Here is a 24,955-nt window from a genome sequence, read left to right on the forward strand (position 1 = left end):
TTGCCCAGGATGGTCGTGCCGTCATTGCCCAGCACGCGGTTCAGGGCCACCGCGTTGCTGTTGGGCTGCTGGAACTGCACCGATTCGCCCTTGCCGATATTAAAACTGGCCCAGTTGATGACGGCGTGTTGGCTGCCCTGCTGGATCACGGTATTGCCCGGCGCACCGTTGATCGACGCCTGCCCCGCCACCACCGTGCCGCCCGCCGGCCCCGCCAGGGCCAGGGAGCCATACCCGAGCATCAGCGCCGCCGCCATGCTGGTCAGGGCGAAATGCGCGCCGCCCCCGCTGCTGCCCGGCATCGAGCGCTTGCCGGCGGATTTGACGTTTTCGGAAACGGCGGCGTAAGCGCCGGTGGCCTGGTTCCAGATGGAGCGGTAGATGCGGTTCATGGCTGTGTCCTGGTAATCTTGATTTAATTTATTTTCAATATCTAAAAAACCGTAGCGAGCGGATGTGAGTTGCGGCTGAGAAGCGCAGCTGTGCGCACGCACAGTGAGCATCGCCAGCTGCAAATCGCGACGCGCAGCAGGTTTTTAAAAGTACTTGACGGCTTGCAGCCAGAAGCGGCCCGCCGCATCCGGTGCCGAGGTCGCCTTGGCATTGCCCAGCTTGTGCGCGTAATACGCCTTCAGCACGAGCGCGTTGGCGCCCGTCCACGTCGCGCCCACGCCGGCGCCGCTCAGGGTGCGGCGGTTGTCGCCGGCGCTCCAGGCATCGCGGTTCAGCTTGACGGTGCCCGTGTCGGCAAACGCCAGCACCTGCAACTGGCCGGGAAAGGCCGTGAACGCCGTCACGTTCTGGCGCAGTTCCACATTCAGCACATAACCCTGGTCGCCATACGCCTCGCCGCCCGGATAGGCGCGCACGCCGCCCACGCCGCCGATGCCCATCTTTTCCGACACATCGAGGTTTTTCGACGCGGCCTGGCCGCTGATAGTGCCGAACAGGCTCGTCTCGCCGCCCAGGCTTTGCACGCGCGCGCCATTGAAGGCCAGCTTGTTGAAGTGGCCGTTGCTCTTCACCGTCAACTGGTCGATCAGCAGCGCTACCGGTGTCCCGATATCGATCTTGCCCGTGGTGTACGTGACGGAATACGTGCTGGCGCCACCGCCGCCCCAGCCATCCTTGCTGTCGCCATTCAGGTTCAGCATCCACACCCTGGCCTTCTTGTCGTTGACGCTGCCCGTCGATTCCGTGCGGTCCTGGAAGGTCTTGTCGTCATAGCTCACTTGCGCATACAGGTTGTTGCTGCGCGAGCGGACCAGCGGATAACTGCCGTAGGCGCTGGCGATCTTCGCCGTACCCTTGGCGTCGAGCACGGCGAATTCCTTGCCCAGCTTGTAGTCCATATACGTGTAGGCGCCGCCCAGGCGCAGCAAGCCGGCCTGCCCCTGGTAGGCCAGGCGGCCATAGTTCAAGCCGTCGGCCGAGGTGAACGCGCGCACGGTGGCCACGTCGCCGATGCCGGCCAGTTCGTTGATGTTCAGGGTGGCGCCGATGCGGTTGCGGCCCGTGTAGCGGTTGCCCTGGTTGTCCAGGTCGATGCTGCCGCTGAACCGCGATCCCGGCTGCACGTCGACGATCAGGTCGGACGCGCCCAAGGACGCCCCCGGCGCCAGCGTGGAGCTGACCTGCACGCCCGGCAAGTCCGACAGCAGCAGCAAGCGGCGTTCCAGCGGCGCCGTGGCGATCACCTGCCCGTCCAGGCCCGCCAGCACGGTGCCGGCCAGGCCGTCGGACAGATTGCTCTGGTTGCGCAGTTGTACCCGGCCATACTGGCCTGGCAAGACGCTGATCGTGACGACGCCATCCTGGATATCTTGCGCGGGCAAATAGGCCTGCGCGAGGAAATAGCCGCGGTTCTGGTAATAGCTGGCAATCTTGGACGCCATGGCGCGCAGCTCGCCCAGGGTCAGTTCGCTGCCGGGAGCAAATCCCGAGGCGGCCAGCAGTTCGCTCTCGGCGAAGACTGGCGGTGCCGTGATCTGCAGGCGCTGCACCGTGATGCGCGTGGTGTCGCCCACCGTGGTGGCGGGCACATTGCCCTGCTGGACACGGATGGCGGGCGGCGCTTTCGGCAACGGCGGTGCGGCGGGAATCTGCTGCAGCTGGCTGCCGGCACCGGGAGGATCGACGGCCCAGGCGGTCTGTATCAGCGCCAGCAAGGGCAGCAGGGTCAGGGGAAATAGTTTACAACGCAAGATAAGCCTCTCGGTCGCCGCTGTCGGCATGACGAACATGAATAAAGAAAAAAGCATGCGGTGCCGGCAGCGGCCGCCATGCCTCAGTCGCAGGCTGCCATGGGACGCTGCACTGCGTGGCGGATAAGGCACTTTGCTGCCGCGCTGGACCCGCGCTGCCATTACGGAAAGCCAAATAAAATTTCTTTGTGGGAATGTAACAAGAATGGGAAATTTATAACGGAGCAAATCTGAGCGATTCCCGACAAATCCAGTCGGGATTAAACGCTTGCGGCGGCGTGAGGAGGGCGGAGGGATGGCTTTGAAAGAACGCGGCGGGCGCCACGCAAAACACAAGGCAAAAAAAAGCCCGCTACGGGAGCGGGCTGAATCTATTTTCTTGGAGGAGAATAGAGGAGACGGATGAATTATGCTGCATCGCGGCATATCAATCCAATTGATTGTTGAAATGATAGAGATACACAAAACAGATAACTGACGGGGCGAAAAAAAACCGGTTCCGCGAGGAACCGGTTTTTTACGGTACAAGCACGTTTACTTCGCTGCCGTCACCGGCGTTGCCTTGGTATCCGCGCCATATGGCAAGACCTTGGACGCCATGCGGGTATCGGCCTTGATCAGCGCCACTTCGTCGGCCAGGATGCGCGCCGCTTCGTTCAGCAGCACGTCCTTGGCGCTCTTGGCGGCCGTTTCGGCGTCCAGTTCCGCGCTCAGGGCCCGCTCGTCGCCCTGCAAGCCGTCGTCGGTGCGCAAGGCGCCCTTCACGGCGGCGATCTGCTTGGCCGTCTTGCTGGCCGCTTTCGCGCCTTTCAGCACATCTTTCGGATCGGGAATCACCACCAGGTCGTCGGACGGATTCGAAATCTGCGCGATCAGGCGTTTTTCACGGGCCTTGGCGCGCGCTTCCTGGGCATCGCGTTCCTTGCGGCGCACGGTTTCATTGAGCGATATCTGGTTTTCCTTGCGCTGCTTGACGACCAGGGCTATGTCATCGAGCAAGTACTGGAAATCCTTGTCCTTGGCCACGCGCGCTTCATGCTTCTTGTCCAGCAGCGGCACGATCTCCTTCAGGTCGCCCGTCGGCATGTATTGCGCCGGCTTGATGGCCACCCATGGCAAGGCATTGTCATAGCTCGATTCGCCGAAGTTTTCCGTGTCCGACATGGCTGGCAGCTTGATGTCGGGCGTGACGCCGCGCAGCTGCGTGGTGCCGCCATTGATGCGGAAGAACTGGGCGATGGTCATTTTCAGCTCGCCGAAACGGGCTTTCTCGCTGCCGCCGAAACGGTCGAGGTTGAACAGGGTCTGCACCGTGCCCTTGCCGAAGCTGCCTTCGCCGATGATCACGCCACGGCCGTAATCCTGCACGGCGGCGGCGAAAATCTCGGAAGCGGAGGCGGAGCCGCGGTTGATCAGCACGCCCATCGGGCCGTCCCAGGCCAGGCCCGCGTTCGTGTCGCTTTCCACGTCGACCTTGCCTTCGGCATTGCGCTGCATCACGACAGGGCCCTTGTCGATGAACAGGCCCGTCAGTTCGACGGCTTCGTTCAGCGAACCGCCGCCGTTGTTGCGCAAGTCGATGAGGACGTTGTCGACCTTGTCCTTCTTCAACTCGCCCAGCAAGCGGCTGACGTCGCGCGTGGCGCTCTTGAAGTCCTTGTCGCCGCGGCGGCGCGCTTCGAAGTCCTGGTAGAAGGTCGGCAGGGAAATGACGCCGATGCGGCGCTTGACGCCGTTGTCGCGCACTTCGATGACGGATTTCTTCGCCGCCTGCTCTTCCATGCTGATTTTCTTGCGCACCAGCGGCACGATCACGTGCTTGGCGTCGGGGCCGGCATCGGCCGGCAGGATGTCGAGGCGCACGGTGGAATCCTTGGCGCCGCGGATCAGCTGCACCACGTCGTCGATGCGCATGCCCAGCACTTCGGTGATGGGGCCGCTTTCGCCCTGCCCCACGCCGACGATGCGGTCGCCCACTTTCAGCTTGCCCGACAAGCCGGCCGGGCTGCCCGGCACCACTTCGCGCACCACCGTGTATTCGTCGCGCGTCTGCAGCACGGCGCCGATGCCCTCGAGCGACAAGCGCATGGCGATGTCGAAGTTATCCGAGGCGCGGGGGCCCAGGTAATTGGTGTGCGGTTCGATCGACATGGCGTAGGCGTTCATGAAGATCTGGAACACGTCTTCGCTGTTGAGCTTGCGCGAACGGGTCGTGTAGCCTTCATAGCGCTTGTCCAGGGTCTCGCGGATGGCCTTGTCTTCCTTGCCCGCCAGTTTCAGGCGCAGCCAGTCGTTCTTGACGCGCTTGCGCCACAGGTCGCGCACTTCCTCGTCGTTCTTCGGCCAGGCGGCCTTTTCGCGGTCGATCTGGTAGCTCTCGTCGGCCGTGAAGTCGAACTTGGTTTTCAGCAGCTCACGCGCATACGCCATGCGCTCGTCGAAACGCTGCTGGTACAGGTTGTAGATGGCAAACGGCGCCGTCAGGTCTTCATTGATGATGGCGTCATCGAGCTTGGTGCGCAGCGGCGCGAAACGGTCGATGTCGGCCTGCACGAAGAACAGTTTTTCCGCGTCCAGGGACTTGAAATAACGGTCGAAGATTTTCTCCGACATGGCGTCGTCGAGCGGCATGGCCTTGTAATGGACGCGCGTCAAGACGCGCGATGCCCACAAGGCGGCCTGCGTTTGCTGGGCCAGCGGCTTCATGGGGGGCGGAGGAGCGGCGCTCTTGTCCGTCTGGGCTGCGCCAGCGTGGGCTGACAGTGCAAGCACCAGGGTGACCAGCATCATTTGCTTCTTCATCGGCTTCTCCGAAAATTAGTTAAATCAATTCCAGGCGGCGCAGCTGCTCATGCGCCAGCCAGCAAGACAGTAAGGGGAATACACGACTGGTCTGCATATTATTCTACAGGATACGGCCTGGCAGTCTCCCATGGAATATCAGTTTCTTCCCGGAAGCTTAAACGCGGATTAAAGGCGGCGTCTCATTCATTACAAAGTGAAACATTCGTGAGGATATGCATCGCCGCCAGCCTTCACAAATCGCAATACATCCATGCAAATCCGAAAAGTCAATGGGTCATTTTTGCAATGCTTGATCCAGGTGATGTTTTTATGCGAAAAAAAATGATTCTTGTGGGAAACACTTAGTAACAAAACGCAAGCGACATGCTATCATCGCGCCCTGAAATCCAGCTTGCCTGTGCGCGGCTCCCACGCCCGCACGCCTCCGTTTCAAGCGCATTCCCCACCAGATCCCCTCCCCGCGTGTCATGTCATGACCAGGAATGGCCGAGCTGATTACCATTTGCCAGACTCACACTATGCCTACAATTTCCTTCTCCCTCCGCCACTGTAGTGTCGGCGGCAAGATTACCGTCTTCACGTTTGCGCTGGTCAGCCTGATCCTGGCCAGCCTGACTGCACTGATGAGTATCAACACGTCCCGCGTGCTGGAACAGCGCGCCGAAGCGGCCGTCACCAGCGAACTCAATAGCGTCATGACGACCACGGAAGTATTCCATACGGCCATGGTCAACGAGGCGGCCAGCTTTGCCCGCCTGTTCGCGGCCGAATTTCCCGGCCCGTTCACGGTCGACACGGGCACCATGGTGGCCGTGGCCGGCAAGGCCACGCCCGCCCTGGCCAACGGCGGCAAGGTGCTCAACCTCGACACGGCCCTGGTCGACCGCTACACGGCGCAGACGGGCGTGATCGCCACCATCTTTGCCGCCAACGGCGATGAATTCGTGCGTATCAGCACCTCGCTGAAGAAGCAGGATGGCGAACGGGCCGTCGGCACCCAGCTCGATCACAACCACCCCAGCTACGCGCCGCTGCGCGCGGGCCAGCGCTTCGTCGGCATGGCCACCTTGTTCGGCAAGCAATACATCACCCAGTACGACCCCGTGCGCGATGCGGGCGGCAAGGTGGTGGGCGTGCTGTTCATCGGCCTCGATATCAGCAAGAATCTGACCATGCTGAAAGACAAGATCCGCCAGGTCAAGATCGGCCAGACGGGCTACATCTATATCCTCGACACGGCGCCCGGCGCCAATTACGGCCACATGGTGCTGCACCCGAACAGCGAAGGCAAGAGCGCGCTCGACTTCAAGGCCAGCGACGGCCGCCCCTTCATCCAGGAGATGCTGGCGCAAAAGGACGGCGCCATGCGCTACACGTGGATGGCGCCCGGCGAAACGGCTGCCCTCGCGCGCGAAAAGCAGCTGTACTACCGTCAATTCAAGGATTGGCAATGGATCATCGCGGGCGGCACCTTCACGGACGAGATCACCGTGGAAGCGCGCCAGCTGCGCAACCAGCTGGCCATTTCCGGCTTCGTCGCCCTGCTCGTCTTCACCCTGCTGCTGTACTGGCTGGTGCGCGCGCTCGTGTCGCGCCCGCTGGCCGCGGCCGAAACGGCCGCCGCGCAAATTGCCGCCGGCGACCTGACCGTGCACCTGGATACGAACAGCCACGACGAGATCGGCCGCCTGCTGCGCGCCATGAACCGCATCAGCGACAACCTGTCGCAAGTGGTCAGCAACGTGCGCGGCAGCGCCGGGCAGATCGCCACGGCGTCCGGTGAGATTGCCAGCGGCAACCTGGATCTGTCGAGCCGCACGGAACAGCAAGCCAGTTCGCTGGAGGAGACGGCCGCCTCGATGGAAGAATTGAGCTCGACCGTCAGGCAGAACGTGGAGCACGCGCAGCAGGCAAGCCGCCTGGCGCACGCCTCGTCCGGCCTGGCGGCCGAAGGCGGCGCGGCCGTGGCGCAGGTGGCCAGCACCATGGACGCCATCCGCAGCTCGTCGGGCAAGATCGCCGACATCATCGGCGTGATCGACGGCATCGCCTTCCAGACGAATATCCTGGCCTTGAACGCGGCCGTGGAAGCGGCGCGCGCCGGCGAGCAGGGACGGGGCTTTGCCGTCGTCGCCACCGAGGTGCGCACCCTGGCGCAGCGCTCGACGGCCGCGGCGAAAGACATCAAGAATCTGATCCAGGCATCGGCCGGCACGGTGGACCTGGGCCACGCGCAAGTGAGCCAGGCCAGCGCCACCATGGATATCGTGGTGTCCAGCGTGCAGCAAGTGAGCAGCATCATGGCCGAGATCGCACAAGCCAGCGAAGAGCAGCGCAGCGGCATCGAGCAAGTCAACCAGGCCATCGCCCAGATGGACCAGGTGACCCAGCAGAACGCGGCCCTGGTGGAAGAAGCGGCCGCGGCCGCCGACGCCCTGCAGGAGCAGGCGCAAGAGCTGAACCAGGTGGTGGGTGTATTCAAGCTGTAAGCGGCGGCGGGATGCTAAGATGGCGCAGACCACAGCGCCAGGAGACCCGATGCACAACGACTATGTTTTGATAGCCCGGCTGATGATACCCACGGATGCGCACGTCATCCGCGGCTGCCTGGCAGCGGCCGGTATCGACGTCATCCTCACGGATGACCAGCACATGCAGGCCAATTTGCTGCTGGCACCCGCCATCGGCGGCGCGCGCGTCATGGTGCGGGAGAAAGACTTACCGCGTGCCAATGAAATCCTCGCCGCCTTCGAACGGGGCGACCTGGCGCTGGCCGATGATGCCGACGTGGGCGCGCCGGCGGCCGAGTAGGCTCAGGCGTAGAAGCAGCGCCCGCACGCCTGGCGGTAACTCTCGTTGCCGCCAATACTGATCTGCTCACCTTCCTTGATGCGGCGGCCCTGCTCGTCCACGCGGATGTTCATCGTGGCCTTCTTGCCGCAAGTACAGATATTCTTCAATTCCTCGATATCGTCGGCCAGCGCCAGCAGATAGGCCGAGCCGGGGAACGGCTCGCCCTTGAAATCCGTGCGCAAGCCGTAGCAGATGACGGGCACGCCCTTCACTTGCGCCAGCTGGTGCAGCTGCTGCACTTGTGCCGTGCTGAGAAACTGCGCTTCGTCCACCAGCAAACAAGCCACCTGGGGAATAGCGTCCAGGAAATTTGTGTCGGCATGGAAGATATCGACCTGGCGCTGCGGCCCCAGGCGCGAAGTGACCCTGCCCACGCCGTAGCGGCTGTCGATGGCCGCCGTGTACAGGCGCACCTGCTGGCCCTGCTCTTCATAGTTGTGCGCGACCTGCAACAAGGCCGTCGACTTGCCCGCGTTCATTGCGGAATACCGGAAATAAAGTTTTGCCACTGCCGCCTGTCCTGTTCGTCTGGATTTTCAGGATACTGTTTAGCACCTTTTCGAGGCGTGATTATAAATCGCAATGGCGGGCTTGCGGCAGCTTAATACGGGCGCCATTGCCGAGGCAAGGCGCCTGAAAACGGTGCATACTGCGATGGTTCACATTCCCGGGCATATGCGAAAGCCGCATATGCAAGCATTAAAACATTCGTTCGCAGGCCATGTCCGCAAGCCTACACTCCGCCCTTTTGCACGGAAAGCGGCTCGGGACACAATCCGGAGCGGCTGTTTCGCTGACAGGAGCCACCATGAATGACCGAATGCCAACCCCACCCTCGCCGCCGGCGCTATACAAGCTGATCGGCAATACCCCGCTGGTCGAAGTGACCAGGCTCGACACGGGCCTGTGCCGGCTGTTCCTGAAACTGGAATCGCAGAATCCCGGCGGTTCCATCAAGGACCGCATCGGCCTGTCCATCATCGAAGCGGCCGAAGCCGACGGCCGTTTGCAGCCGGGCGGCACCATCATCGAAGCCACGGCCGGCAATACGGGCATCGGCCTGGCCCTCGTTGGCCGCATCAAGGGCTACCGCGTGATCCTGGTGGTGCCCGACAAGATGTCGACGGAAAAAGTGCTGCACCTGAAAGCCCTGGGCGCGGAAGTGCACACCACGCGCTCGGACGTGGGCAAGGGTCATCCCGAGTACTACCAGGATTACGCGGCGCGCCTGGCGCGCGAACTGCCGGGCGCCTTCTTTGCCGACCAGTTCAACAATCCCGCCAATCCGCTGGCCCACGAAACGACGACGGCTCCCGAAATCTGGGAGCAAAGCGGGCATGACGTGGACGCCATCGTCGTCGGCGTGGGCTCGTCCGGCACCCTGACGGGCCTGACGCGCTACTTCCGCAAGGTGCAGCCGAAGCTGGAATTCGTGCTGGCCGACCCGCAAGGCTCCATCCTCACCGAATACATCGAATCGGGCAAGGTCTCGGACACCAGCGGTTCGTGGGCCGTGGAAGGCATCGGCGAAGACTTCATTCCCTCCATCGCCGACATGGACAGCGTGCGCCGCGCCTACACCATCAGCGACCAGGAAAGCTTTGATTCCGCGCGCGCCCTGCTGCTGGCCGAAGGCATCCTGGGCGGCTCGTCCACGGGCACCCTGCTGGCCGCCGCCCTCAAGTACTGCCGCGAACAGACGACCCCGAAGCGCGTCGTCACCTTCGTGTGCGACACGGGCACGCGCTACCTGTCGAAGGTCTACAACGATGGCTGGATGCGCGACCAGGGTTTATTGCAGCGCGCGCCGTCCGGCGACTTGCGCGACCTGATCGGCCGCCGCTACGACGAGGGCGACGTGGTCAGCGTGGCGCCGGGCGACACCCTGCTCACCGCCTTCAACCGCATGCGCGCCAGCGACCTGGCGCAGCTGCCCGTCATCGATGGCGGCCAGCTGGTGGGCATCCTCGACGAATCGGACCTGCTGCTGCACGTCTCCGGCGACGCCGCCCATTTCGCGTCGCTGGTGGGCGCCACCATGACGACACAGATCGAAACGCTGGCGCCGTCAAGCGGCTTGCCCGCCCTGCGCGCCACCCTGGACCGGGGCCTGACGGCCGTCGTCGCCGACGATAGCGCCTTCTATGGCCTGATCACCCGCTTCGACCTTCTCAACCACTTACGCAGGACACTATCTTGAGCCAGCAAACACCCCGCAAGAGCCGCCTCGCCACCCGCGTCATCCACGCCGGCCAGTCGCCCGACCCGTCGACGGGCGCCATCATGCCGCCCATTTACGCCACCTCCACCTTCGTGCAGGACAGTCCCGGCGTGCACAAGGGACTCGATTATGGCCGCTCGCACAATCCCACGCGCTGGGCACTCGAACGCTGCGTGGCCGACCTGGAAGGCGGCAGCGCCGCGTTCGCGTTCGCCTCGGGCCTGGCCGCCATCTCGTCCGTGCTGGAATTGCTGGCCGCCGGCAGCCATATCGTGGCCGGCGACGACATGTACGGCGGCACCTACCGTTTGTTTGAGCGCGTGCGCCGCCGCTCGGCCGGCCACCAGTTCACGTACGTGGACCTGACCAATCCCGAAAACCTGCTGGCCGCGCTGCGCCCGGAAACGAAAATGGTGTGGGTGGAAACGCCCACCAACCCCATGCTGAAACTGGCGGACCTGCGGGCGATTGCCGACATCTGCCGCGAGCGGGGCATCATCGCCGTGGCCGACAACACGTTTGCCAGTCCGCTGGTGCAGCGCCCCCTGGAACACGGCTTCGACATCGTCGTGCATTCGACCACCAAGTATCTGAACGGCCATTCGGACATCATCGGCGGCATCGCCATCGCGGGCGCGGAAGAACGCCAGGCGGAATGGCGCGAGCAGCTGGGCTTTTTGCAAAACTCCGTGGGCGCGATTGCGGGGCCGTTCGACAGCTTCCTGGCCCTGCGCGGCGTGAAGACCCTGGCCATCCGCATGCAGCGCCATTGCGAAAGCGCCCTGGCGCTGGCGCAGTGGCTGGAGCAGCAAAAGGAAGTGCGCAAGGTGTTCTATCCGGGCCTGGCATCGCACCCGCAGCATGCGCTGGCGCAGCGCCAGATGGACGGCTTCGGCGGCATCATCTCCGTCGACCTCGATACGGACCTGGCGGGCGCGCGCCGCTTCCTCGAGCGCTGCGAAGTGTTCGCCCTGGCCGAAAGCCTGGGCGGCGTGGAAAGCCTGATCGAGCACCCGGCCCTGATGACGCATGCCAGCATCCCGGCGGAACAGCGGGCAAGGCTGGGCATCGGCGACGGCTTGATCCGCCTGTCCGTGGGCATCGAGGATATCGAGGATCTGCGCCACGACCTGCGCACGGCGCTGGACGCGATCTGATATTTCAAATCACCCCAAGACCAGAACGACCGGGGTCGTACCCTGAGGGTACGCCCCCGGCTCTTGCTGCGGGTTTCCTTATTCCCCCGGCCGGTACCTGCGTTCCAGGTGCCGGGCCAGGTCCTCGGGATAGAACAGCACCTCCTTGAACTCGCCGCGCGCATACATGGCCGCCTGGTCCCTGAAATGCGGGGAGCGCGGGTCGCCGCTCTGGCCGCCGGCGAGAATGCTTTTCGCCTTGATGCGGGGGCCGAATTCCACGGCCGCCACAAAGCTGTTGCCACGTTCGCCGTAGATCCTGCGCGTGGTGCTCTTGCTGCTCTGGCCGTACGCGGCCAGCGCGCCCCAGTTGCCCGACGCATACGGCACGGGCAGGCTGGCTTGCGCATCGTCGAACGGCTGCACGATGTCGCCCGTCAGGCGCTGAAAGCGGTTGATCTCGCCCCACGGGGTTTGCCAGTTGCCGAAATCGCGCTGCAGCTTGGCCGCGGCACTGGCCAGGGCTTCCAGCCGCTGCGCCGCGCCGACCTTGTCCGTGGCCATGAAGTCGACCACGGGCACGCCCAGTTCCCTCGCCTGCTTGCCCGTCAGTTCGGCCAGCTCCTGGCCCCAGAACACGGCCAGCGAGGTGGCCGTGGAATCGAGCGCATAGCGCCAGTCCCAGGCCCGCAGCAGCGCGATCTTGCCGGCCAGCGCCAGCTGTTGCGCGCCGCCGGCCGGTAGCGCATCGTATGCAGCGAACAGCGGCGGCAGCAGGGATTCAAAGGCCGTCAGTTCGCTGTCGTAGGAAGCGGCGATCAGGCTGTCCAGGGTAAATCCGCTCTTGTTCCGGAAGACCTTGACGGCGTGCAGGCCGCGCGCGTTTTCGCCATACACGGACATGTAGGCGGGATAGTCGCTCTGGCGCGGGCTGTTGGCGCCGGCCGCCGAATACGGCCAGTTGTTCGTGTTCTGTATCCAGCCATTCTTCGGATTGAACAGGGTGATGGTTTGCGCCACCGTGTGCAGTCCCTGCCACTCGGTGGCCGGGTCGCTGCCGTCGACGGGCTGCTTCCAGTTGAAGCGCGGGTCGCGCACGGGGATGAAATTGCCGTGAAAATAGGCGATGTTGCCATCCGCATCCGCATACACCGTGTTGTTCGACGAATTCGTGCGCAGTTCCATCGTCTTGTAGAACGCCGCATAGTCGCGCGCCTTGGTGCGCGAGTACGATTGCGTGAGCGCCTTCAAGGGCTCGTTCATCAGCCGCACGGCCACCCATTTGCCGTCCTGCGCGCGCACGATGGGACCGTGGTGGCTGTAATAGACGGTGACGGTTTTCGACCCCATGGCGCCATCGGCCAGTTTATATGGCAAGGTGATGGGCACGGCTTTCAAGGGGCGCAAGCCGCCGTCATAGCGGTAGAACCAGGCGCCGTCCTTGTCGACGATGCTTTCCAGGTATTCGTCGATGACGTCGCCGCCGCCCGAGGTATGCATCCAGCCGAGGCGCTCATTGAAACCCTGGTAGACGAAGAACTGGCCCCAGGTGACGGCACCATACGCGTTCAAGCCTTCGCTGCTGCTCATGTGCACTTCGGGACGGAAGTAGAACGAGGTGTGCGGGTTGATCATCAGCAGCGCGTGGCCATTTTTGGTGATGGCGGGCGCGATGGCGAAGCCGTTCGAGCCGCTCGGCTCAGGGTCCAGGCCCGACGCCAACCCGGTTTCCGCGCTGGCCAGCGCCACGGCGGCAGGACTGGCCTGCTGGCCGTAAAACGCCTCGAGCTGCGCCAGGCTGACCGATTCGATGTCGCCGCCGATGCTGCCTTCGCTGAAGCTCAAGGCCATCCACGGCTCGAAATGGGCGATCAGCCGCGGCTTCGCCTGCGGGTGCGTGGCCAGGTAGAAGTTCAGCCCATCGGCAAACGCATCCATCAACTTGCGCAGCCACGGCGGGCTGGCGCGGTACTGCGCTTGCAGCTCCTGCGGATCGATGAAGAGCTTCATGCGCAGGTCGCGGTACAGCTCCCGTTCGCCCTCCACTTCCGCCAGGCGCCCCATGGCGTTGATGTAATTGAGTTCGACCCTCGGGAAATCGTCCTCGGCCTGCGCATACATCAGGCCAAACACGGCATCGGCATCGCTCTTGCCCGTCACATGGGGGATGCCCCAGGTGTCGCGCGCGATGCTGACATTGGCGGCCTGCGCCTGCCAGCGGGCCATGTCGGCGGCAGCAAGGGCGCTGGAAGCGGCGGGCGCGGCCAGCGCGGGAATACTGGCGACGGCGGCGGAGGCAAACAGGGCACTGCAACGTAACATGTACGAACTCCGGATCAGGATGCGTCAATCAAGGCGGCGATACGCTGGTTCAACTCGGTATTTTCCGCCTGCAGCTGCGCCACCCGCTGTTTCAGGCCGGCGATTTCGCCGCGCAGACGTTCCGCTTCGGACGGCGCCTGGGCCGCGTTCTCGGCCCACGGCTCGTTGCCCGTCTCCGGCGTATCCTGCGACACGTGGACTTTCGGCTCGCGCGGCGTGCGCGTGGCGGCGCGCTGTTCGCGGATTTCCTTGGCCGCCTGGCGTAATAACTTCTTGCCGCCGGCGACGGCCGCCACCTGTTCTTCCGGCGGCAGCGACGCCACCGTGGCTGCCGCATTGATGGAGATCGTACCCGAGCGGACCGCTTCCACCAGTTCCGGCGACGCCGCTTTCTGGATCTTCTCGATCTGGCTGATCTGGTTGCTGCTCAGGCGCGCCGCCTTGGCCACTTCTTCGCGCGTGCTCATGGGCGGCTTCGGCGCGTTTTCGCCTTCGGGCGCATCCTGGGCGCTGACGGGCGCCGGGCTGCGCGCGGCGACGATTTCCTTCTTGCGCAAGGCCAGCACGCCGCGCTGGAAGTCCGACACGCTGCGGCGCGCCAGGTGATTGTCGATCATCCACAGCATGACGTCGTCGAGCGAGGTAAAGCTGGTGTTCTGGATGGTCTTGAATTCGATGCCGTGCTGGCGGCAGATGGCGTAGCGGTTATGCCCGTCGATCAGCACGTCGTTCCACAGCACCAGGGCGTCGCGGCAGCCTTCGGCCAGCAGGCTGCGTTCGAGCGCCGCATATTCGCTGGCGGTGAGCGGGTCGATATACGACTGCAGCACCTGATTGATAGTGATATTCATGGTTGTCCTCAATATTGCGGCGCGATGGTCCGCGCCGGCACGAATGCTACACCATCCACAGGCCCTGGCCGGGTAAAATCACGGCGGCACAGCTCATTCCAGAACACAGACCATGAAAAGAAAGTACGCCACCGCGCTCATTTTTGCCGTCGCCGCCATCGGCTTCACCTGGGTCAGCCCCTACATCGCCATGTACCGCATCAGCATTGCGGCGAAATCCGTGCGCCTGGAAAACCTGGCGCAGCAGGCCGACCTGCCCGCCGTGCGGGCCAGCGTGGCGCGCCAGCTGCGGGCGGCGGGCGAAACGGCCAGCGAGGCAGAGTTCCAGGAAATGCTCGACACCATCGTTTCGCCACCCGGCCTCACGGTACTGATCCTGCACGGCAAACAGGGAGCGGACGGCAAGCGCCACGACTTCGGCATGGCGTACCGCTCGTGGAACGAAGTGGTGCTGCAGCGCACCGGCGCCGGCCCCGCCGCCAGCCGGTTTTTGCTGCACCGCCACGGCATCTGGGACTGGAAATTGACGGACATCACCTTGCCGCCGGAATTACTTTAAAGAAACTTGATCTAAAACAACACTTACCTAAACATCTATATTGATTTTTGGAAATATTATGTAGAATGCCAACACTTCAGGCGCACCGGGTCGCCAGGCATCCGAGAGATTGCACAATGAAAAGAATGATGCTGCTCGCTGTAGTGGCACTGGTCGCGCTGGCCGGCGCTTTCTATGCCAGCCCGTATTTCACCATGAACAAGATCCGCACGGCAACCATGGACGAGGATACCCAGGCCCTGGCGGCGCAGATCGACATGGCACAGCTGCGCGGCAGCCTGGGGGAGCAATTGCATGCGCTGTTTTCGGCACCGGAAGTGGCCGACGACATCAGTCCCGACGTCATCGATCCCTTGCTCGACACCATGCTGATGCCCGAAGGCATCGTCGCCCTGATGAAGCTCAATGACCGCTACGAAAATCCGATCGCCAAGGTCAGCGACATCAGCGGTCGCAAGCGCAATACCAAGCCCGACTACAAGCTGCGCTACACCTCGTGGGACAGCGTCGTGGTGCAGCGCGCCCACAGCAAAAGCCATATCGGCGAGCTGACCCTGGCGCGCGACGGCCTGTGGCGCTGGAAACTGGTATCGGTGGCACTGCCGAAGAACTTGCTGGCCGACGCCTAAGGCGCCGGCGCAGCCCTGCTCCCGGGGTGGTCAGCGCCGGTCCGTCACCCTGCCCGTCGTATCGGCAAACCAGCGGCTATGCGACACCACCTGCAGCGTGCCGGCCGCCACCTGCCCCGCCAGCCACGCCAGCAATTCATCGATGACGGCATACGAAGTCTGGTACGTCGACTCGGGCGTCCTGACGATATCGTGGCCGTTCACAAAGACAAAGCTGTCATTGTCCACCGCCTCTTCGATGGCCGTTTGCACTTGCGCAAACGTGACATCGTTCGTCAGGCTCACGGAAGCCGTATTCAGGATGAACGCGGCCTTGTCCTTGCCGGTGAAAAACACCTGGTCAAAGCCGCTCTCGGCCGTGTAGCCGGCAGCGCGGGCCGACAGGAAACCGGCCTTGCGCATGGCGTCGATGGCCGTATCGGTCCACAGCGATTCGACCCAGGCATGGTGCGATGGGCCATCGCCGCTGATGCCGGCCGCGCGCATCTGGTCGCGGCCCACCTGCAGCGCCGTCACATAATTGGCGGAACCCTGCACCACGACATTGTCGTGCACGCTCTGGTGCAGGATGAAGTCGAACAGGCGCGACGGATCGTCGAAGCGCACTTTCATGCGCTCGGCCGACATGTAATCGGGCTGGCCCAGCAGGGACGTGACGATGGCAAACGAGGCGGGCAGCCCATAGTACTTCAACCGCTCCATCAGATACGTATCCCAGGAGGCAAAGCCGTCGTCAAACGACAGTATCACGGTGGGCAAGGTACGCTTGGGCAAGGCTGCAAACATGCCCAGCCAGATCGTTTCCGGCTGCGTGGTGTCCGCGGACAGTTGCACCGTAAACTTGCCGCGCGCCAGGGTCGCCGCCGTCGGCACGCCTTCGCAATCGAGCGGTGCGTCCAGCTTGGGCACCCACCATTCATTGTCGATGAACATCACCGTGTCCGCGCCGGCCGAGCCGCCGTAATGCAAGGCATTCAGCGCGCCATACCAGTAATTGCTCCATTCGCTATCGCCCAGGTAAATCATGCCGCCGATCTGCATGATGGCGGCATTGGTGGAGCGCAAGGCAAAGGAAAAGCGCCGCAAGTCCCAGCCGAAGGGAATGCGGGGCTGGCCTTTGCCCGTCGCGCCCGACGTGCCCACGCGCACCACGGTGCCTGCAGGCAAGCCCGCGGGCAAATCCACGCGCAAGGAGGGATAGCCATCCTTGAACGACATGGCGGCATCGAGCGACACCGTGCAGCCCGGCGACACATCGCTGTCCCAGAAGGACAGGTCGTGCGTGGGCATGAATTCCAGCGGCGTATTGGTGACGGGCGGCGGGGGCATGGAAAAGCGCGGGGGTGCGTCGTGGCAGGGACTGGTCATGGTGCGGCTTTCAAAAGTACTGCGCGCGGCGCCCGACGGACAAACACAGCGCGGCAGAAGATGGTCGATAAACATCGCCTCTGGCAAATTTCTCGGCCGGGAGTACTTGTCAACTATATCATTTGATTGCCAATATGAAAATAAATAATGCCAATAGTTCATACTTTTCGCGCCATCCGTGGCGCAGACCGCACGCCAGGCCCGCACGCCAACGCCAAGCGCCTGCGCGGCACTGCTATCATCAGGCTTTGATTTTCATCGGAGGCAGCATGTCAGACCTGGTACAACACGCGCTGGCCCACGCGGGCAAACCGGCCACCACGCCCTGGGTGGTGACCTTGATCAGCGGCGAAAAACTCACGGGCCCCATTTCCCCGCTCAGCGACGGCTGCTATGCGATCGGCCTGGGACAGATCAAGTATTTTTCCAGCGACAAGGTAGCCTGCCTGAATGTGTCGGGCGCGGGCGCGTTCCCCATTTGATGGCCTTGGCAACGCACGAGACGCAGGACAATACGCAGGACAACGCACACCTGGCGGCGCATCTGCAGGCGCTGGAAGCGGCGCTGCAAAGCCAGGCGGTGCGCGCCGACAGCGCCAGGCTGGCAGCATTGCTGGCCGACGAGTTCGTCGAATTTGGCAGCTCGGGCAATCTCTGGACGCGCGCGGCGACCCTGGCGGACTTGCCGGCTGAAGATTTTTGCCCGCGCAGCATCAGCGATTTTCAAGCCCGCTTGCTGTCCGACGATGTGGCCTTCGTTACCTACCGCTCGCAGCGCCTCGCCAGCACCGCCCTGGCCGCCAGCGCCAGCTTGCGCAGCTCGCTGTGGAAGCGGCGCGATGGCCGCTGGCAAATGGTTTTCCACCAGGGTACGCCCATTCCCGCCTGATCCCCCACCCAGGCGCTTGTTCCCGCTCCAGCGGCGTGGGAACAAGCGTTCCGTGCCGAAAAGTTATTTTTTGGCACGTAAAATCGCATCGATTTACTAATTTTTTATGCGGCAATGATTTTAATAAATAAAACAAATGAATTATTGAAATCGCTTGTTAAGTAGCGCGATCCTCACACCACGAATCCGTGTTCTGGAGATGGCTAGCGTCACGCAACAAAACGCCTCGCTGGTGGAAGAAGCGGTGGCGGCCGCCGAATCCCTGCGCGACCAGGCCAGCCACTTGGTGCAAACCGTAAGCATCTTCAAGACGCACGACAGCCATGTGGCGACGCCCACGCTGGCAGCAGCATCGACGCGCCCCAGCCACAAGCCGGTGCGCCTGGTAACGGCGCCAGCCAGCAGTACCGCCAAGCGCCAGGCCGCGCCGGCAAAACCCCGTGCGGTGCAAGCGGAAGCCGTGACGACCGGCGATTGGGAAGAGTTCCAAGCAAACCGGCACAGGGGATCACCGCTGGCGCCGCCTCTGTCGCGCGGCAACAACAATCCCCTGCCGCAAAAAATCCCCGGCAGCTGTTGTATTTCCACTGCCAGCAGACGGGCAGCACGGCTAAACCAGCCCCTGTTTTTTGCGCTTCCGCAGGAAACCCCGTCGCCGCGCCCGGCCGCTTTTGCGCTCGCACAAGCCTGCCGGCACTCCACTATGCACCCGCCAGATATTGACGACAAATACGATTTTATTCGTGTATTGAGTCGAAACAGATATGAATAGCCGCCGCTGGAAAATGGCATGAATACCAAAACTTTCCGTGCTAGCATGATTTTTCGTCTAGCGGACTAGCGCCAGCCTGGACCTTTCGAACAACCTTGACCGACAGGAGCCGTTTCATGATGACACCGCATGCCAGCACCGTACGCCACACCCTGATTGCCCTGGCAATCGCTGCCGCCTTCCCCTTGCAAGCGATGGCGCAGGACAGCGTCGCGGAGCCAGCCGCCCCGGCAGCGCAGGCCGGCCCCGGCCAGCTGGAAACGGTGATCGTGACGGCGCAGCGGCGCGCGGAAAACATCAAGGACGTGCCCATGTCCATCGCCACCCTGAAAGGCGACAAGCTCGATACGCTGACGGCCGGCGGCGCCGACATCCGCTTCCTCAACAGCCGCTCGCCCAGCGTCTCCGTGGAGTCGGATTACGGCCGCACCTTCCCCCGCTTTTACATCCGCGGCCTGGGCAATACCGACTTCGACCTGAACGCCTCGCAACCGGTGGGCCTGGTGATGGACGACGTGGTGCAGGAAAATGCCATGTTGAAAGGCTTTCCCGTGTTCGACGTGGACCAGGTCGAGGTGCTGCGCGGCCCGCAAGGCACCCTGTTCGGCCGCAACTCGCCGGCTGGCGTGATCAAGTTCGATTCCGCCAAGCCCGTCTTCAAGACGGAAGGCTACCTGAGCGGCGGCTTCGGCAAGGATGGCATGAAGAACCTGGAAGGCGCGTTCAACGTGCCCGTCAGCGACACGGTGGCCCTGCGCTTTTCCGGCCAGACGCAGCGCCGCGACGACCGCGTGCACAACCCCCGCCCCACCGGCACGCGCGACTTCGAAGGCTATGAAGACAGCGCCGCCCGCCTGCAGGTGCTGGTCAAGCCCACGCGCGACTTCACGGCCCTGTTCAACGTGCATGCGCGCAACCTCGATGGCACGGCCACCTTGTTCCGCGCCAACATCCTGAAACAGGGTACGAATGACCTGGTCGACAATTTCGACTACGGCTCCTACCCGACCGACGGCATCAACCGCCAGCACCTGAAAACCAAGGGCGGCAGCATGCGCCTGAAATGGGACTTGCCCGGCGTCACCCTGCATTCGATCACGGGCTACGAAAAACTCGATTTCTACAGCCGTGCCGACGTGGACGGCGGCTATGGCGCCGTGTACGCCCCGCCCATGGGCCCCGGCTTCATTCCCTTCGTCGTGGAAACGGCCGACGTGATTCCCAACCACAAGCAGATTTCGCAGGAATTCCGCGCCGAATCGAGCGCCAAGGGGCCCCTGCAATGGATCGCCGGCCTGTTCTATTTCAAGGAAGACATCCAGATCGACAGCATCAGCTTTGACAGCCTGGCGCCAGGCAACCCGCAAAACAGCGCCTACGCCACGCAAAACCAGAGCTCGAAGTCGTATGCGGCCTTCGGCTCGCTCAACTACACGGTCTCGGACGCCCTGAAACTGCGCGCCGGCCTGCGCTACACGAGCGACAAGAAGGATTTCTCGGCCAAGCGCGTGGAAGCGACCACGGCCGGCCCATTCAATTTGCACGACACCTCGCACAACGTCAGCTGGGACTTGAGCGGCACCTATGTGCTGACGCCGGAAACGAATGCCTACGCGCGCATCGCCACCGGCTACCGCGCGCCGTCGATGCAAGGCCGCCTGAACGGCCTGGCCGACCGGCCCTCGTTCGCGGGCGCCGAGAAAGCGCTGTCCGTCGAAGCGGGCATCAAGCAGGACCTGTTCGACAAGCGCGCCCGTCTCAGCGTGGCCGTGTTCCAGTACCGCGTGAAGGACAAGCAGCTGACGGCCGGCAGCGGCGCCGTCAACATGAACCAGCTGATCAACGCCGACAAGGCCACGGGCCGGGGCGTGGAACTGGACTTCCAGGCCAATCTCAGCGATTCGCTCAGCATGACCCTGGGCGGCAGCTACAACCACACGGAAATCCAGGACAAGAAACTGTTCGTCCTCAGTTGCGGCAATGCGCAAAACAACCCGGCCAGCGGCTGCACCGTCACCGACCCCGTCGGTCCGTTCAAGGGCACGGCCTACATCGACGGCAACCCGCTGCCCCGCGCGCCGGAATGGCAGACCAACTTCACCCTGAAATACAGCATTCCCCTCGCCAATGGCGAGTTCTACGCCTACACGGACTGGGCTTACCGCACCAGCTACAACTTCTTCCTGTATGAAGCGAAGGAATACAAGGCCAAGGAATTGCTCGAAGGCGGCTTGCGCGTCGGCTACAAATGGGACAAATACGAAATCTCCGCCTACGGCCGCAACATCACCAACCAGATCCAGTCGCTGGGCGCCATCGACTTCGACAACCTGACGGGCATCATCAACGAACCGCGCACGTACGGGGTGCAGTTCAAGGCGACGTTTTGATGTTTGATCGGCGACAATAAAAACTTCGGCCTCGTTCGTGTTGGGGACGGTTCTCCCCCAACACGGCGCCTAAGCTGGCACCAGAAACCCGCGCGCGCAATCGCAACTGGTTTTGTCGGATTTAATCAGGAGCAAGAGGAATGGCGGGACGTAAAAAAAGCCACCAGCCCGTTGATTGCATTGGGCTTAGTGGCTTTTTATGCGGCCGAATTCTATGCGCTGGTGCCGGAGCCGAATCGAAAACCGCTATGAGAATTCAGCGAATATCCAAAAATACCATCATAAATACCATCATTGGAGAAAAAGTTCTTCGTTACCATTCCATTTGGAGCGGTTGCTGGTGACTTCAGACAAACAGTCTAGTACAAAAAACGTCGAATGAGAGTGCGCACGTTGAATTTTTTAACTTTTTATTTTCCTCTCAGTAAGCACCGACAGAAAAGTAGTATTATTTCAAAATTATTGCCGAAAATTACCGCGATTTGCTTTGAGGTGGCGGCTTTTCTAGAACGGTGCCTACTTAAATTCGCACTCCTTACCGAACATTCGGAACTATTTTTATATTTCACCTCGGCATAAACTTTGTAGTCCATATCGAGGCCAAACCTCAGAGCGACATTGCTGAATTTAGCAAGAAAATTTTCTAAGTAATAAAACGAGATTTCGCCGAAATGTTAATAAAATCATATGAATTATAATAGTTTTCAATTTGTGAAATAAATAAATCAACACTGCGTTGTACAGCATCAAAGCGAAGCTCAAGATCTGATGAACGTCCGTTAGCCCCAACCACAGCGGGGCTAGTACGACCGTGCGCTATTGCATGCCGTTTATTTACTATCTCATCGACATAATGCCGATCTGGATTTGATAATATTGCCATTGACGGCATCCCAATATATGATAGCACCGACGACATCGTCATATTTGTACAGCTTTGCAAATGGGGGCCAAATACCAAACTCTCTATTTTCGCATCTTCTCCACTGAATATAGCATTCACGAAATCGACCCGTTTTTGCCATTTTCGCTCCGATTGAGCATCAGCGATACTTTTGAATTGCGCATTCATGGCAGTTGGCAGGAAGAGTAAGGAAAACTCGAAATTTTTTAGCTGAAGTGATGAAACGGCGGTTAAAAATTCTTCGATGATATGATTTATCGAATACTCCAGTATTGCATATAAATTCACATAAAACATTCCTCGAATTATCTTTACCTCTTCGGTGTCAACCGGAGGTACTAATGTAGATTCACAGGTCTTAATGTAAGATAAAAATGCACGACCCTCACGAAACCGTTCGTTTATCTGAGTGCGAGAAACTTGCATCGTCATTATGCCAGTAATCGGTCGCGTACAAGTTCTATCCGCCCCGTCACCATGCGTGGATTATTAGTGCCTCCACTGGTAAGTTTCTTTAATTCTTTATCGTCAACCAATCCAGCAAGCTTTTTATGGTCTAAAACCGCGCCAGCTTGAATGGCTAACGCGGCCCCCACAGATATTGCCTCGAACAGGTTGGCAGGCGTAACTTTCGTCTTTCCTCGGGAGAGTCCTGTAGGATAGGCCGTAGCCATTGCATTCATTACCTTTTTCATCAACGAAATTTTAGCAGTGGATATAGGTTTTGATGCGTTTTCCTTCATGTAATCGTTGAGGAAATCTTTAACACTTTTCTTAAATCCATGATAATTATAAAGATAAGCAAGGTATCGAAGTGCATATTCCTCTCCGGTGCCATTCTGCAAATCATTCTCGCGCAAATTTACAACTTTTTTAAATTCCGGAAGAGCTGCTACTTTTCGCAATGAATCATTTAATGGGCCACGGAATATGCAATTCCTAATTTCCTGATTTGTTAGAAGCACGCCTCCGGTATTTAACCTTTCAAATAGATCAAAACGAACATTTAGGTCGCTCTTATCATTGAGGACGGTTACCCGGATTGGTCGTGTCATAAACATCAATTGAACGGATTTTGGCAACTCACTAAAAACGATCCCATTTAATGCATCCAACTTCTCAAGATCCTTTATCTCTAATGAAGATGCCCTATTGATTTTTTTTAGTTGATCTGCATTGTCTGAAATAAAATGTACAAGGGAGGATACCCTTTGCACGCCATCCACAATTTCCCACGTGGCATCGGGATTTGTTGCCATGAACAGGCTTGGCACGGGAATCCCTAAAAATATGGATTCGATCAATTCTGATTCACGATCTTCTTTCCATACGAACTGCCTCTGATATTCAGGAGGAACGAAAATCTGTCCTTCAGTGAACATCTCAAAAATTTGACGCACAGTCATGTCGTAACTATCGAATGAGACAAGTCGTCTCTCTGTTTCAAGCTGCCCTTGCAACTCTTGAATAGAATTGGTTTTTAATGTCATTGTTCGTCGAAGAAAATAGTTAAAAAATAATTTTATTAAATTGAAATTATCTCAGGTACTTTTTTGTCTACACCGCTTTTCAATTTAGACTTCTTGGAAGTCTGCGCATGGCCGATGGCGAGCCAAAAGCATCACTAAATATCAATCTGGGAAAATTGCATATTATCAAGTTAAGGAGAATGACTACTCCTGGCCGGTTGCCGTCGTCAACTAATTGCATCCGCAGTCGGCAGCAGCCCCTAGAATAGCAAATTGCCGAACGGAAAACCACACGCATTATCATCCTCTGGAAAATGGCTTTCCCATACGCCAGACGGTCTCCGCCATACCGAAATGCAATCGGTAACGCGGCTGCTGGGGACGCCAGCACCGGCATGCCGATTATCTGGCGCGCCCGCTTGAGCGCTTCCGGACAGCGCCCTGCGGCATGGACAGCCTGGGCGGCGGTGGCAGGTCCGGCAGGTGCGCCATGCGCTCCAGGCAGGGCGCTGCGGCGGCGGCCACTGTTCCGCTCGATGCCTGCAGCAGCGCATAGCGTGCCGCTTGCCCTTCGGCCATGGCCGATGCGTGGCAGGTCAACCCGGCCAGCGCGCCAAATTCCGCGACCGTGATGGCGCTGCCACTGCGGCAAAGGTCGGACGCCAGGCGGGATGCCGCCTGGCCGCGCAAGGCGTCGGCGAGTCGCTGCCCGGACAGTTTGATCCAGGCCTGGAAGCGGCCATGCAGCACTTCCACCACGGCGGCGCTGTGCCAGCCGCGCGCGTCCAGGCGCTGCAAGTCGTCTTGTTGCAAGCCGTCGAGCAGCACCAGGCCATGCTGGCCTGCGGGCCGCAGGGTGACGTCGTAGCCGCGCGCATTCATGCGCTTGAGCCAGGCAAGGCTACGCAGCAGTTCCAGCCCGCACCACTGCCGCGTCTCTTCTTTGCCGTCCCTTGCATGCACCAGCCTGACGACGAACTGCGCGCAGCCCAGTGCCGTCATTTGCCCGCGCACGGCTTCCAGGCTGCGGTCGCGGGCCGGATCAGCGCGGCCAGCTGCTGCGCGTCCAGCACGTTCTGCAGCCTGGGGGCAGGTGCCAGCCAGAGCCACAATGCGCTGGCGAGCAGCCCCGTCATCATGCCCACCAGCGCGGCCAGCAGGTACTGGCGCTGCGACAGCGTACGGCTGCTGCAGTCGATTGCCTGGGCGCTCTCGCGCGCCGCCTGTTCCGCGCTGCGCCAGGCGCTCGTCGCCGCCTCGATCTGGCGCCGGAACTGCTCGCCCTGGCGCGTGCCGTCGAGGCCCAGCTGCTGCATCGTCTGGCGCGCCTCGTCCGTCAGCGCCGCCATCGCCTGCGCCAGCGGCTCCAGGGTCGCCGCCAGCTCCTCGGCGCTGGCCAGCTTCGCCTGGTGCAGCTGCGCCATTTTGCACGCCAGCGCGTCCAGTTGCGCCGTGTTCTCGGCAGTGGCCAACTGCCGCAAGGTCTCGCTCTTTGTCATAGTGGACTCCTCGTTTCGCCAAACCCATCGGGCTGTATCCGCGTCCCAGGTCGCTGCCCTTCATCAGCACGCCATCGAGGCGGT

The 24,955-nt window shown here is 61.1% G+C and carries 22 protein-coding genes; 11 read left to right on the forward strand and 11 right to left on the reverse strand.

Annotated features, from left to right (window positions below):
- From GCN74_RS17480 to GCN74_RS17490, 3 genes are all read right to left on the reverse strand, one after another.
- A partial coding sequence (locus GCN74_RS17480) for an ESPR-type extended signal peptide-containing protein (RefSeq protein ID WP_193317141.1) occupies positions 1–392 on the reverse strand: 392 nt, incomplete at its 3' end.
- Between the two features lie 144 nt (positions 393–536).
- The gene (locus tag GCN74_RS17485) at positions 537–2,204 is read right to left on the reverse strand and encodes a ShlB/FhaC/HecB family hemolysin secretion/activation protein (RefSeq protein WP_226939096.1); all 1,668 of its coding nucleotides are present in this window, start codon (positions 2,202–2,204) and stop codon (positions 537–539) included.
- A 534-nt stretch (positions 2,205–2,738) separates the two neighbouring features.
- Positions 2,739–5,006: a carboxy terminal-processing peptidase gene (locus tag GCN74_RS17490; protein ID WP_152257860.1), complete on the reverse strand. Its 2,268-nt coding sequence runs from the start codon at positions 5,004–5,006 to the stop codon at positions 2,739–2,741.
- Between the two features lie 521 nt (positions 5,007–5,527).
- Between GCN74_RS17490 and GCN74_RS17495 the strand changes: the two genes are divergently transcribed.
- Together GCN74_RS17495 and GCN74_RS17500 are read left to right on the forward strand one after the other, a co-directional pair.
- Complete coding sequence (locus GCN74_RS17495; protein ID WP_193317136.1) at positions 5,528–7,498, forward strand: Cache 3/Cache 2 fusion domain-containing protein; 1,971 nt, start codon at positions 5,528–5,530, stop codon at positions 7,496–7,498.
- A gap of 49 nt (positions 7,499–7,547) precedes the next feature.
- Positions 7,548–7,820 carry a putative signal transducing protein gene (locus GCN74_RS17500; protein WP_152257861.1) on the forward strand — a complete coding sequence of 91 codons (273 nt, stop codon included), beginning with the start codon at positions 7,548–7,550 and terminating at the stop codon, positions 7,818–7,820.
- Between the two features lie 2 nt (positions 7,821–7,822).
- Here the strand turns inward: GCN74_RS17500 and GCN74_RS17505 are convergent, their stop codons facing one another.
- Positions 7,823–8,371, reverse strand: a complete 549-nt coding sequence (locus GCN74_RS17505) for a thymidine kinase (RefSeq protein WP_099667472.1) — start codon at positions 8,369–8,371, stop codon at positions 7,823–7,825.
- 311 nt (positions 8,372–8,682) lie between these two features.
- Here GCN74_RS17505 and GCN74_RS17510 point away from each other — a divergent pair, with 311 nt between their 5' ends.
- Both GCN74_RS17510 and GCN74_RS17515 read left to right on the forward strand, forming a co-directional pair.
- Entirely contained in the window at positions 8,683–10,062 is a 1,380-nt protein-coding gene (locus GCN74_RS17510) for a pyridoxal-phosphate dependent enzyme (RefSeq protein ID WP_152257862.1), read from the forward strand.
- Entirely contained in the window at positions 10,059–11,240 is a 1,182-nt protein-coding gene (locus tag GCN74_RS17515; protein ID WP_152257863.1) for a trans-sulfuration enzyme family protein, read from the forward strand. Before GCN74_RS17510 ends, GCN74_RS17515 begins: the two co-directional genes overlap by 4 nt.
- A gap of 78 nt (positions 11,241–11,318) precedes the next feature.
- Here the strand turns inward: GCN74_RS17515 and GCN74_RS17520 are convergent, their stop codons facing one another.
- Entirely contained in the window at positions 11,319–13,541 is a 2,223-nt protein-coding gene (locus tag GCN74_RS17520) for a penicillin acylase family protein (protein WP_152257864.1), read from the reverse strand.
- A 14-nt stretch (positions 13,542–13,555) separates the two neighbouring features.
- Complete coding sequence (locus GCN74_RS17525; protein WP_152257865.1) at positions 13,556–14,392, reverse strand: hypothetical protein; 837 nt, start codon at positions 14,390–14,392, stop codon at positions 13,556–13,558.
- A gap of 112 nt (positions 14,393–14,504) precedes the next feature.
- On the opposite strand from GCN74_RS17525, the gene GCN74_RS17530 reads away from it, so the two are divergent.
- Both GCN74_RS17530 and GCN74_RS17535 read left to right on the forward strand, forming a co-directional pair.
- The gene (locus GCN74_RS17530; protein ID WP_152257866.1) at positions 14,505–14,951 is read left to right on the forward strand and encodes a DUF2939 domain-containing protein; all 447 of its coding nucleotides are present in this window, start codon (positions 14,505–14,507) and stop codon (positions 14,949–14,951) included.
- 128 nt (positions 14,952–15,079) lie between these two features.
- Positions 15,080–15,580 carry a DUF2939 domain-containing protein gene (locus GCN74_RS17535; RefSeq protein ID WP_193317137.1) on the forward strand — a complete coding sequence of 167 codons (501 nt, stop codon included), beginning with the start codon at positions 15,080–15,082 and terminating at the stop codon, positions 15,578–15,580.
- 30 nt (positions 15,581–15,610) lie between these two features.
- On the opposite strand, the gene GCN74_RS17540 is transcribed toward GCN74_RS17535, so the two are convergent.
- Positions 15,611–16,948: a polysaccharide deacetylase family protein gene (locus GCN74_RS17540; protein ID WP_152257868.1), complete on the reverse strand. Its 1,338-nt coding sequence runs from the start codon at positions 16,946–16,948 to the stop codon at positions 15,611–15,613.
- 269 nt (positions 16,949–17,217) lie between these two features.
- Here GCN74_RS17540 and GCN74_RS17545 point away from each other — a divergent pair, with 269 nt between their 5' ends.
- The 5 genes from GCN74_RS17545 to GCN74_RS17565 all read left to right on the forward strand — a co-directional run bounded on the left by GCN74_RS17545 (position 17,218) and on the right by GCN74_RS17565 (position 21,251).
- Positions 17,218–17,430, forward strand: coding sequence for a hypothetical protein (locus GCN74_RS17545; protein WP_010399127.1), 213 nt, complete (start codon positions 17,218–17,220; stop codon positions 17,428–17,430).
- A 5-nt stretch (positions 17,431–17,435) separates the two neighbouring features.
- The gene (locus tag GCN74_RS17550; protein ID WP_226939097.1) at positions 17,436–17,837 is read left to right on the forward strand and encodes a DUF4440 domain-containing protein; all 402 of its coding nucleotides are present in this window, start codon (positions 17,436–17,438) and stop codon (positions 17,835–17,837) included.
- Positions 17,838–18,036: 199 nt separating this feature from the next.
- Positions 18,037–18,609, forward strand: coding sequence for a hypothetical protein (locus GCN74_RS29650; RefSeq protein WP_193317138.1), 573 nt, complete (start codon positions 18,037–18,039; stop codon positions 18,607–18,609).
- A 119-nt stretch (positions 18,610–18,728) separates the two neighbouring features.
- Positions 18,729–20,999: a TonB-dependent receptor gene (locus tag GCN74_RS17560; RefSeq protein WP_152257925.1), complete on the forward strand. Its 2,271-nt coding sequence runs from the start codon at positions 18,729–18,731 to the stop codon at positions 20,997–20,999.
- 3 nt (positions 21,000–21,002) lie between these two features.
- Positions 21,003–21,251 carry a hypothetical protein gene (locus GCN74_RS17565; protein WP_152257870.1) on the forward strand — a complete coding sequence of 83 codons (249 nt, stop codon included), beginning with the start codon at positions 21,003–21,005 and terminating at the stop codon, positions 21,249–21,251.
- Between the two features lie 391 nt (positions 21,252–21,642).
- On the opposite strand, the gene GCN74_RS17570 is transcribed toward GCN74_RS17565, so the two are convergent.
- The 4 genes from GCN74_RS17570 to GCN74_RS29345 all read right to left on the reverse strand — a co-directional run bounded on the left by GCN74_RS17570 (position 21,643) and on the right by GCN74_RS29345 (position 24,871).
- The gene (locus GCN74_RS17570) at positions 21,643–22,329 is read right to left on the reverse strand and encodes an MAE_28990/MAE_18760 family HEPN-like nuclease (protein ID WP_152257871.1); all 687 of its coding nucleotides are present in this window, start codon (positions 22,327–22,329) and stop codon (positions 21,643–21,645) included.
- 5 nt (positions 22,330–22,334) lie between these two features.
- Positions 22,335–23,393: a DUF262 domain-containing protein gene (locus GCN74_RS17575; protein WP_152257872.1), complete on the reverse strand. Its 1,059-nt coding sequence runs from the start codon at positions 23,391–23,393 to the stop codon at positions 22,335–22,337.
- A gap of 381 nt (positions 23,394–23,774) precedes the next feature.
- A complete protein-coding gene (locus GCN74_RS29340) occupies positions 23,775–24,386 on the reverse strand; it encodes a DNA-primase RepB domain-containing protein (RefSeq protein ID WP_226939103.1) in 612 nt (203 codons plus the stop codon).
- On the reverse strand, positions 24,371–24,871 hold the full coding sequence (locus GCN74_RS29345; protein WP_226939104.1) for an IncQ-type mobilization protein MobB: 501 nt from the start codon (positions 24,869–24,871) through the stop codon (positions 24,371–24,373). The genes GCN74_RS29340 and GCN74_RS29345 overlap by 16 nt, the downstream gene beginning before the upstream one ends.
- Positions 24,872–24,955 lie beyond the last annotated feature (84 nt).

Origin of the sequence: Janthinobacterium sp. FT14W, assembly GCF_009208755.1 — a bacterium.
GTDB lineage: Bacteria > Pseudomonadota > Gammaproteobacteria > Burkholderiales > Burkholderiaceae_D > Janthinobacterium > Janthinobacterium violaceinigrum.

Coding starts and splice junctions, on each gene's coding strand:
- GCN74_RS17490 (WP_152257860.1), bottom strand. CDS start 5,006: ATGAAGAAGCAAATGATGCTGGTCACCCTGGTGCTTGCACTGTCAGCC.
- GCN74_RS17495 (WP_193317136.1), top strand. CDS start 5,528: ATGCCTACAATTTCCTTCTCCCTCCGCCACTGTAGTGTCGGCGGCAAG.
- GCN74_RS17500 (WP_152257861.1), top strand. CDS start 7,548: ATGCACAACGACTATGTTTTGATAGCCCGGCTGATGATACCCACGGAT.
- GCN74_RS17510 (WP_152257862.1), top strand. CDS start 8,683: ATGCCAACCCCACCCTCGCCGCCGGCGCTATACAAGCTGATCGGCAAT.
- GCN74_RS17520 (WP_152257864.1), bottom strand. CDS start 13,541: ATGTTACGTTGCAGTGCCCTGTTTGCCTCCGCCGCCGTCGCCAGTATT.
- GCN74_RS17525 (WP_152257865.1), bottom strand. CDS start 14,392: ATGAATATCACTATCAATCAGGTGCTGCAGTCGTATATCGACCCGCTC.
- GCN74_RS17530 (WP_152257866.1), top strand. CDS start 14,505: ATGAAAAGAAAGTACGCCACCGCGCTCATTTTTGCCGTCGCCGCCATC.
- GCN74_RS17535 (WP_193317137.1), top strand. CDS start 15,080: ATGCTGCTCGCTGTAGTGGCACTGGTCGCGCTGGCCGGCGCTTTCTAT.
- GCN74_RS17540 (WP_152257868.1), bottom strand. CDS start 16,948: ATGACCAGTCCCTGCCACGACGCACCCCCGCGCTTTTCCATGCCCCCG.
- GCN74_RS17545 (WP_010399127.1), top strand. CDS start 17,218: ATGTCAGACCTGGTACAACACGCGCTGGCCCACGCGGGCAAACCGGCC.
- GCN74_RS29650 (WP_193317138.1), top strand. CDS start 18,037: ATGGCTAGCGTCACGCAACAAAACGCCTCGCTGGTGGAAGAAGCGGTG.
- GCN74_RS17560 (WP_152257925.1), top strand. CDS start 18,729: ATGACACCGCATGCCAGCACCGTACGCCACACCCTGATTGCCCTGGCA.
- GCN74_RS17570 (WP_152257871.1), bottom strand. CDS start 22,329: ATGCAAGTTTCTCGCACTCAGATAAACGAACGGTTTCGTGAGGGTCGT.
- GCN74_RS17575 (WP_152257872.1), bottom strand. CDS start 23,393: ATGACATTAAAAACCAATTCTATTCAAGAGTTGCAAGGGCAGCTTGAA.
- GCN74_RS29345 (WP_226939104.1), bottom strand. CDS start 24,871: ATGACAAAGAGCGAGACCTTGCGGCAGTTGGCCACTGCCGAGAACACG.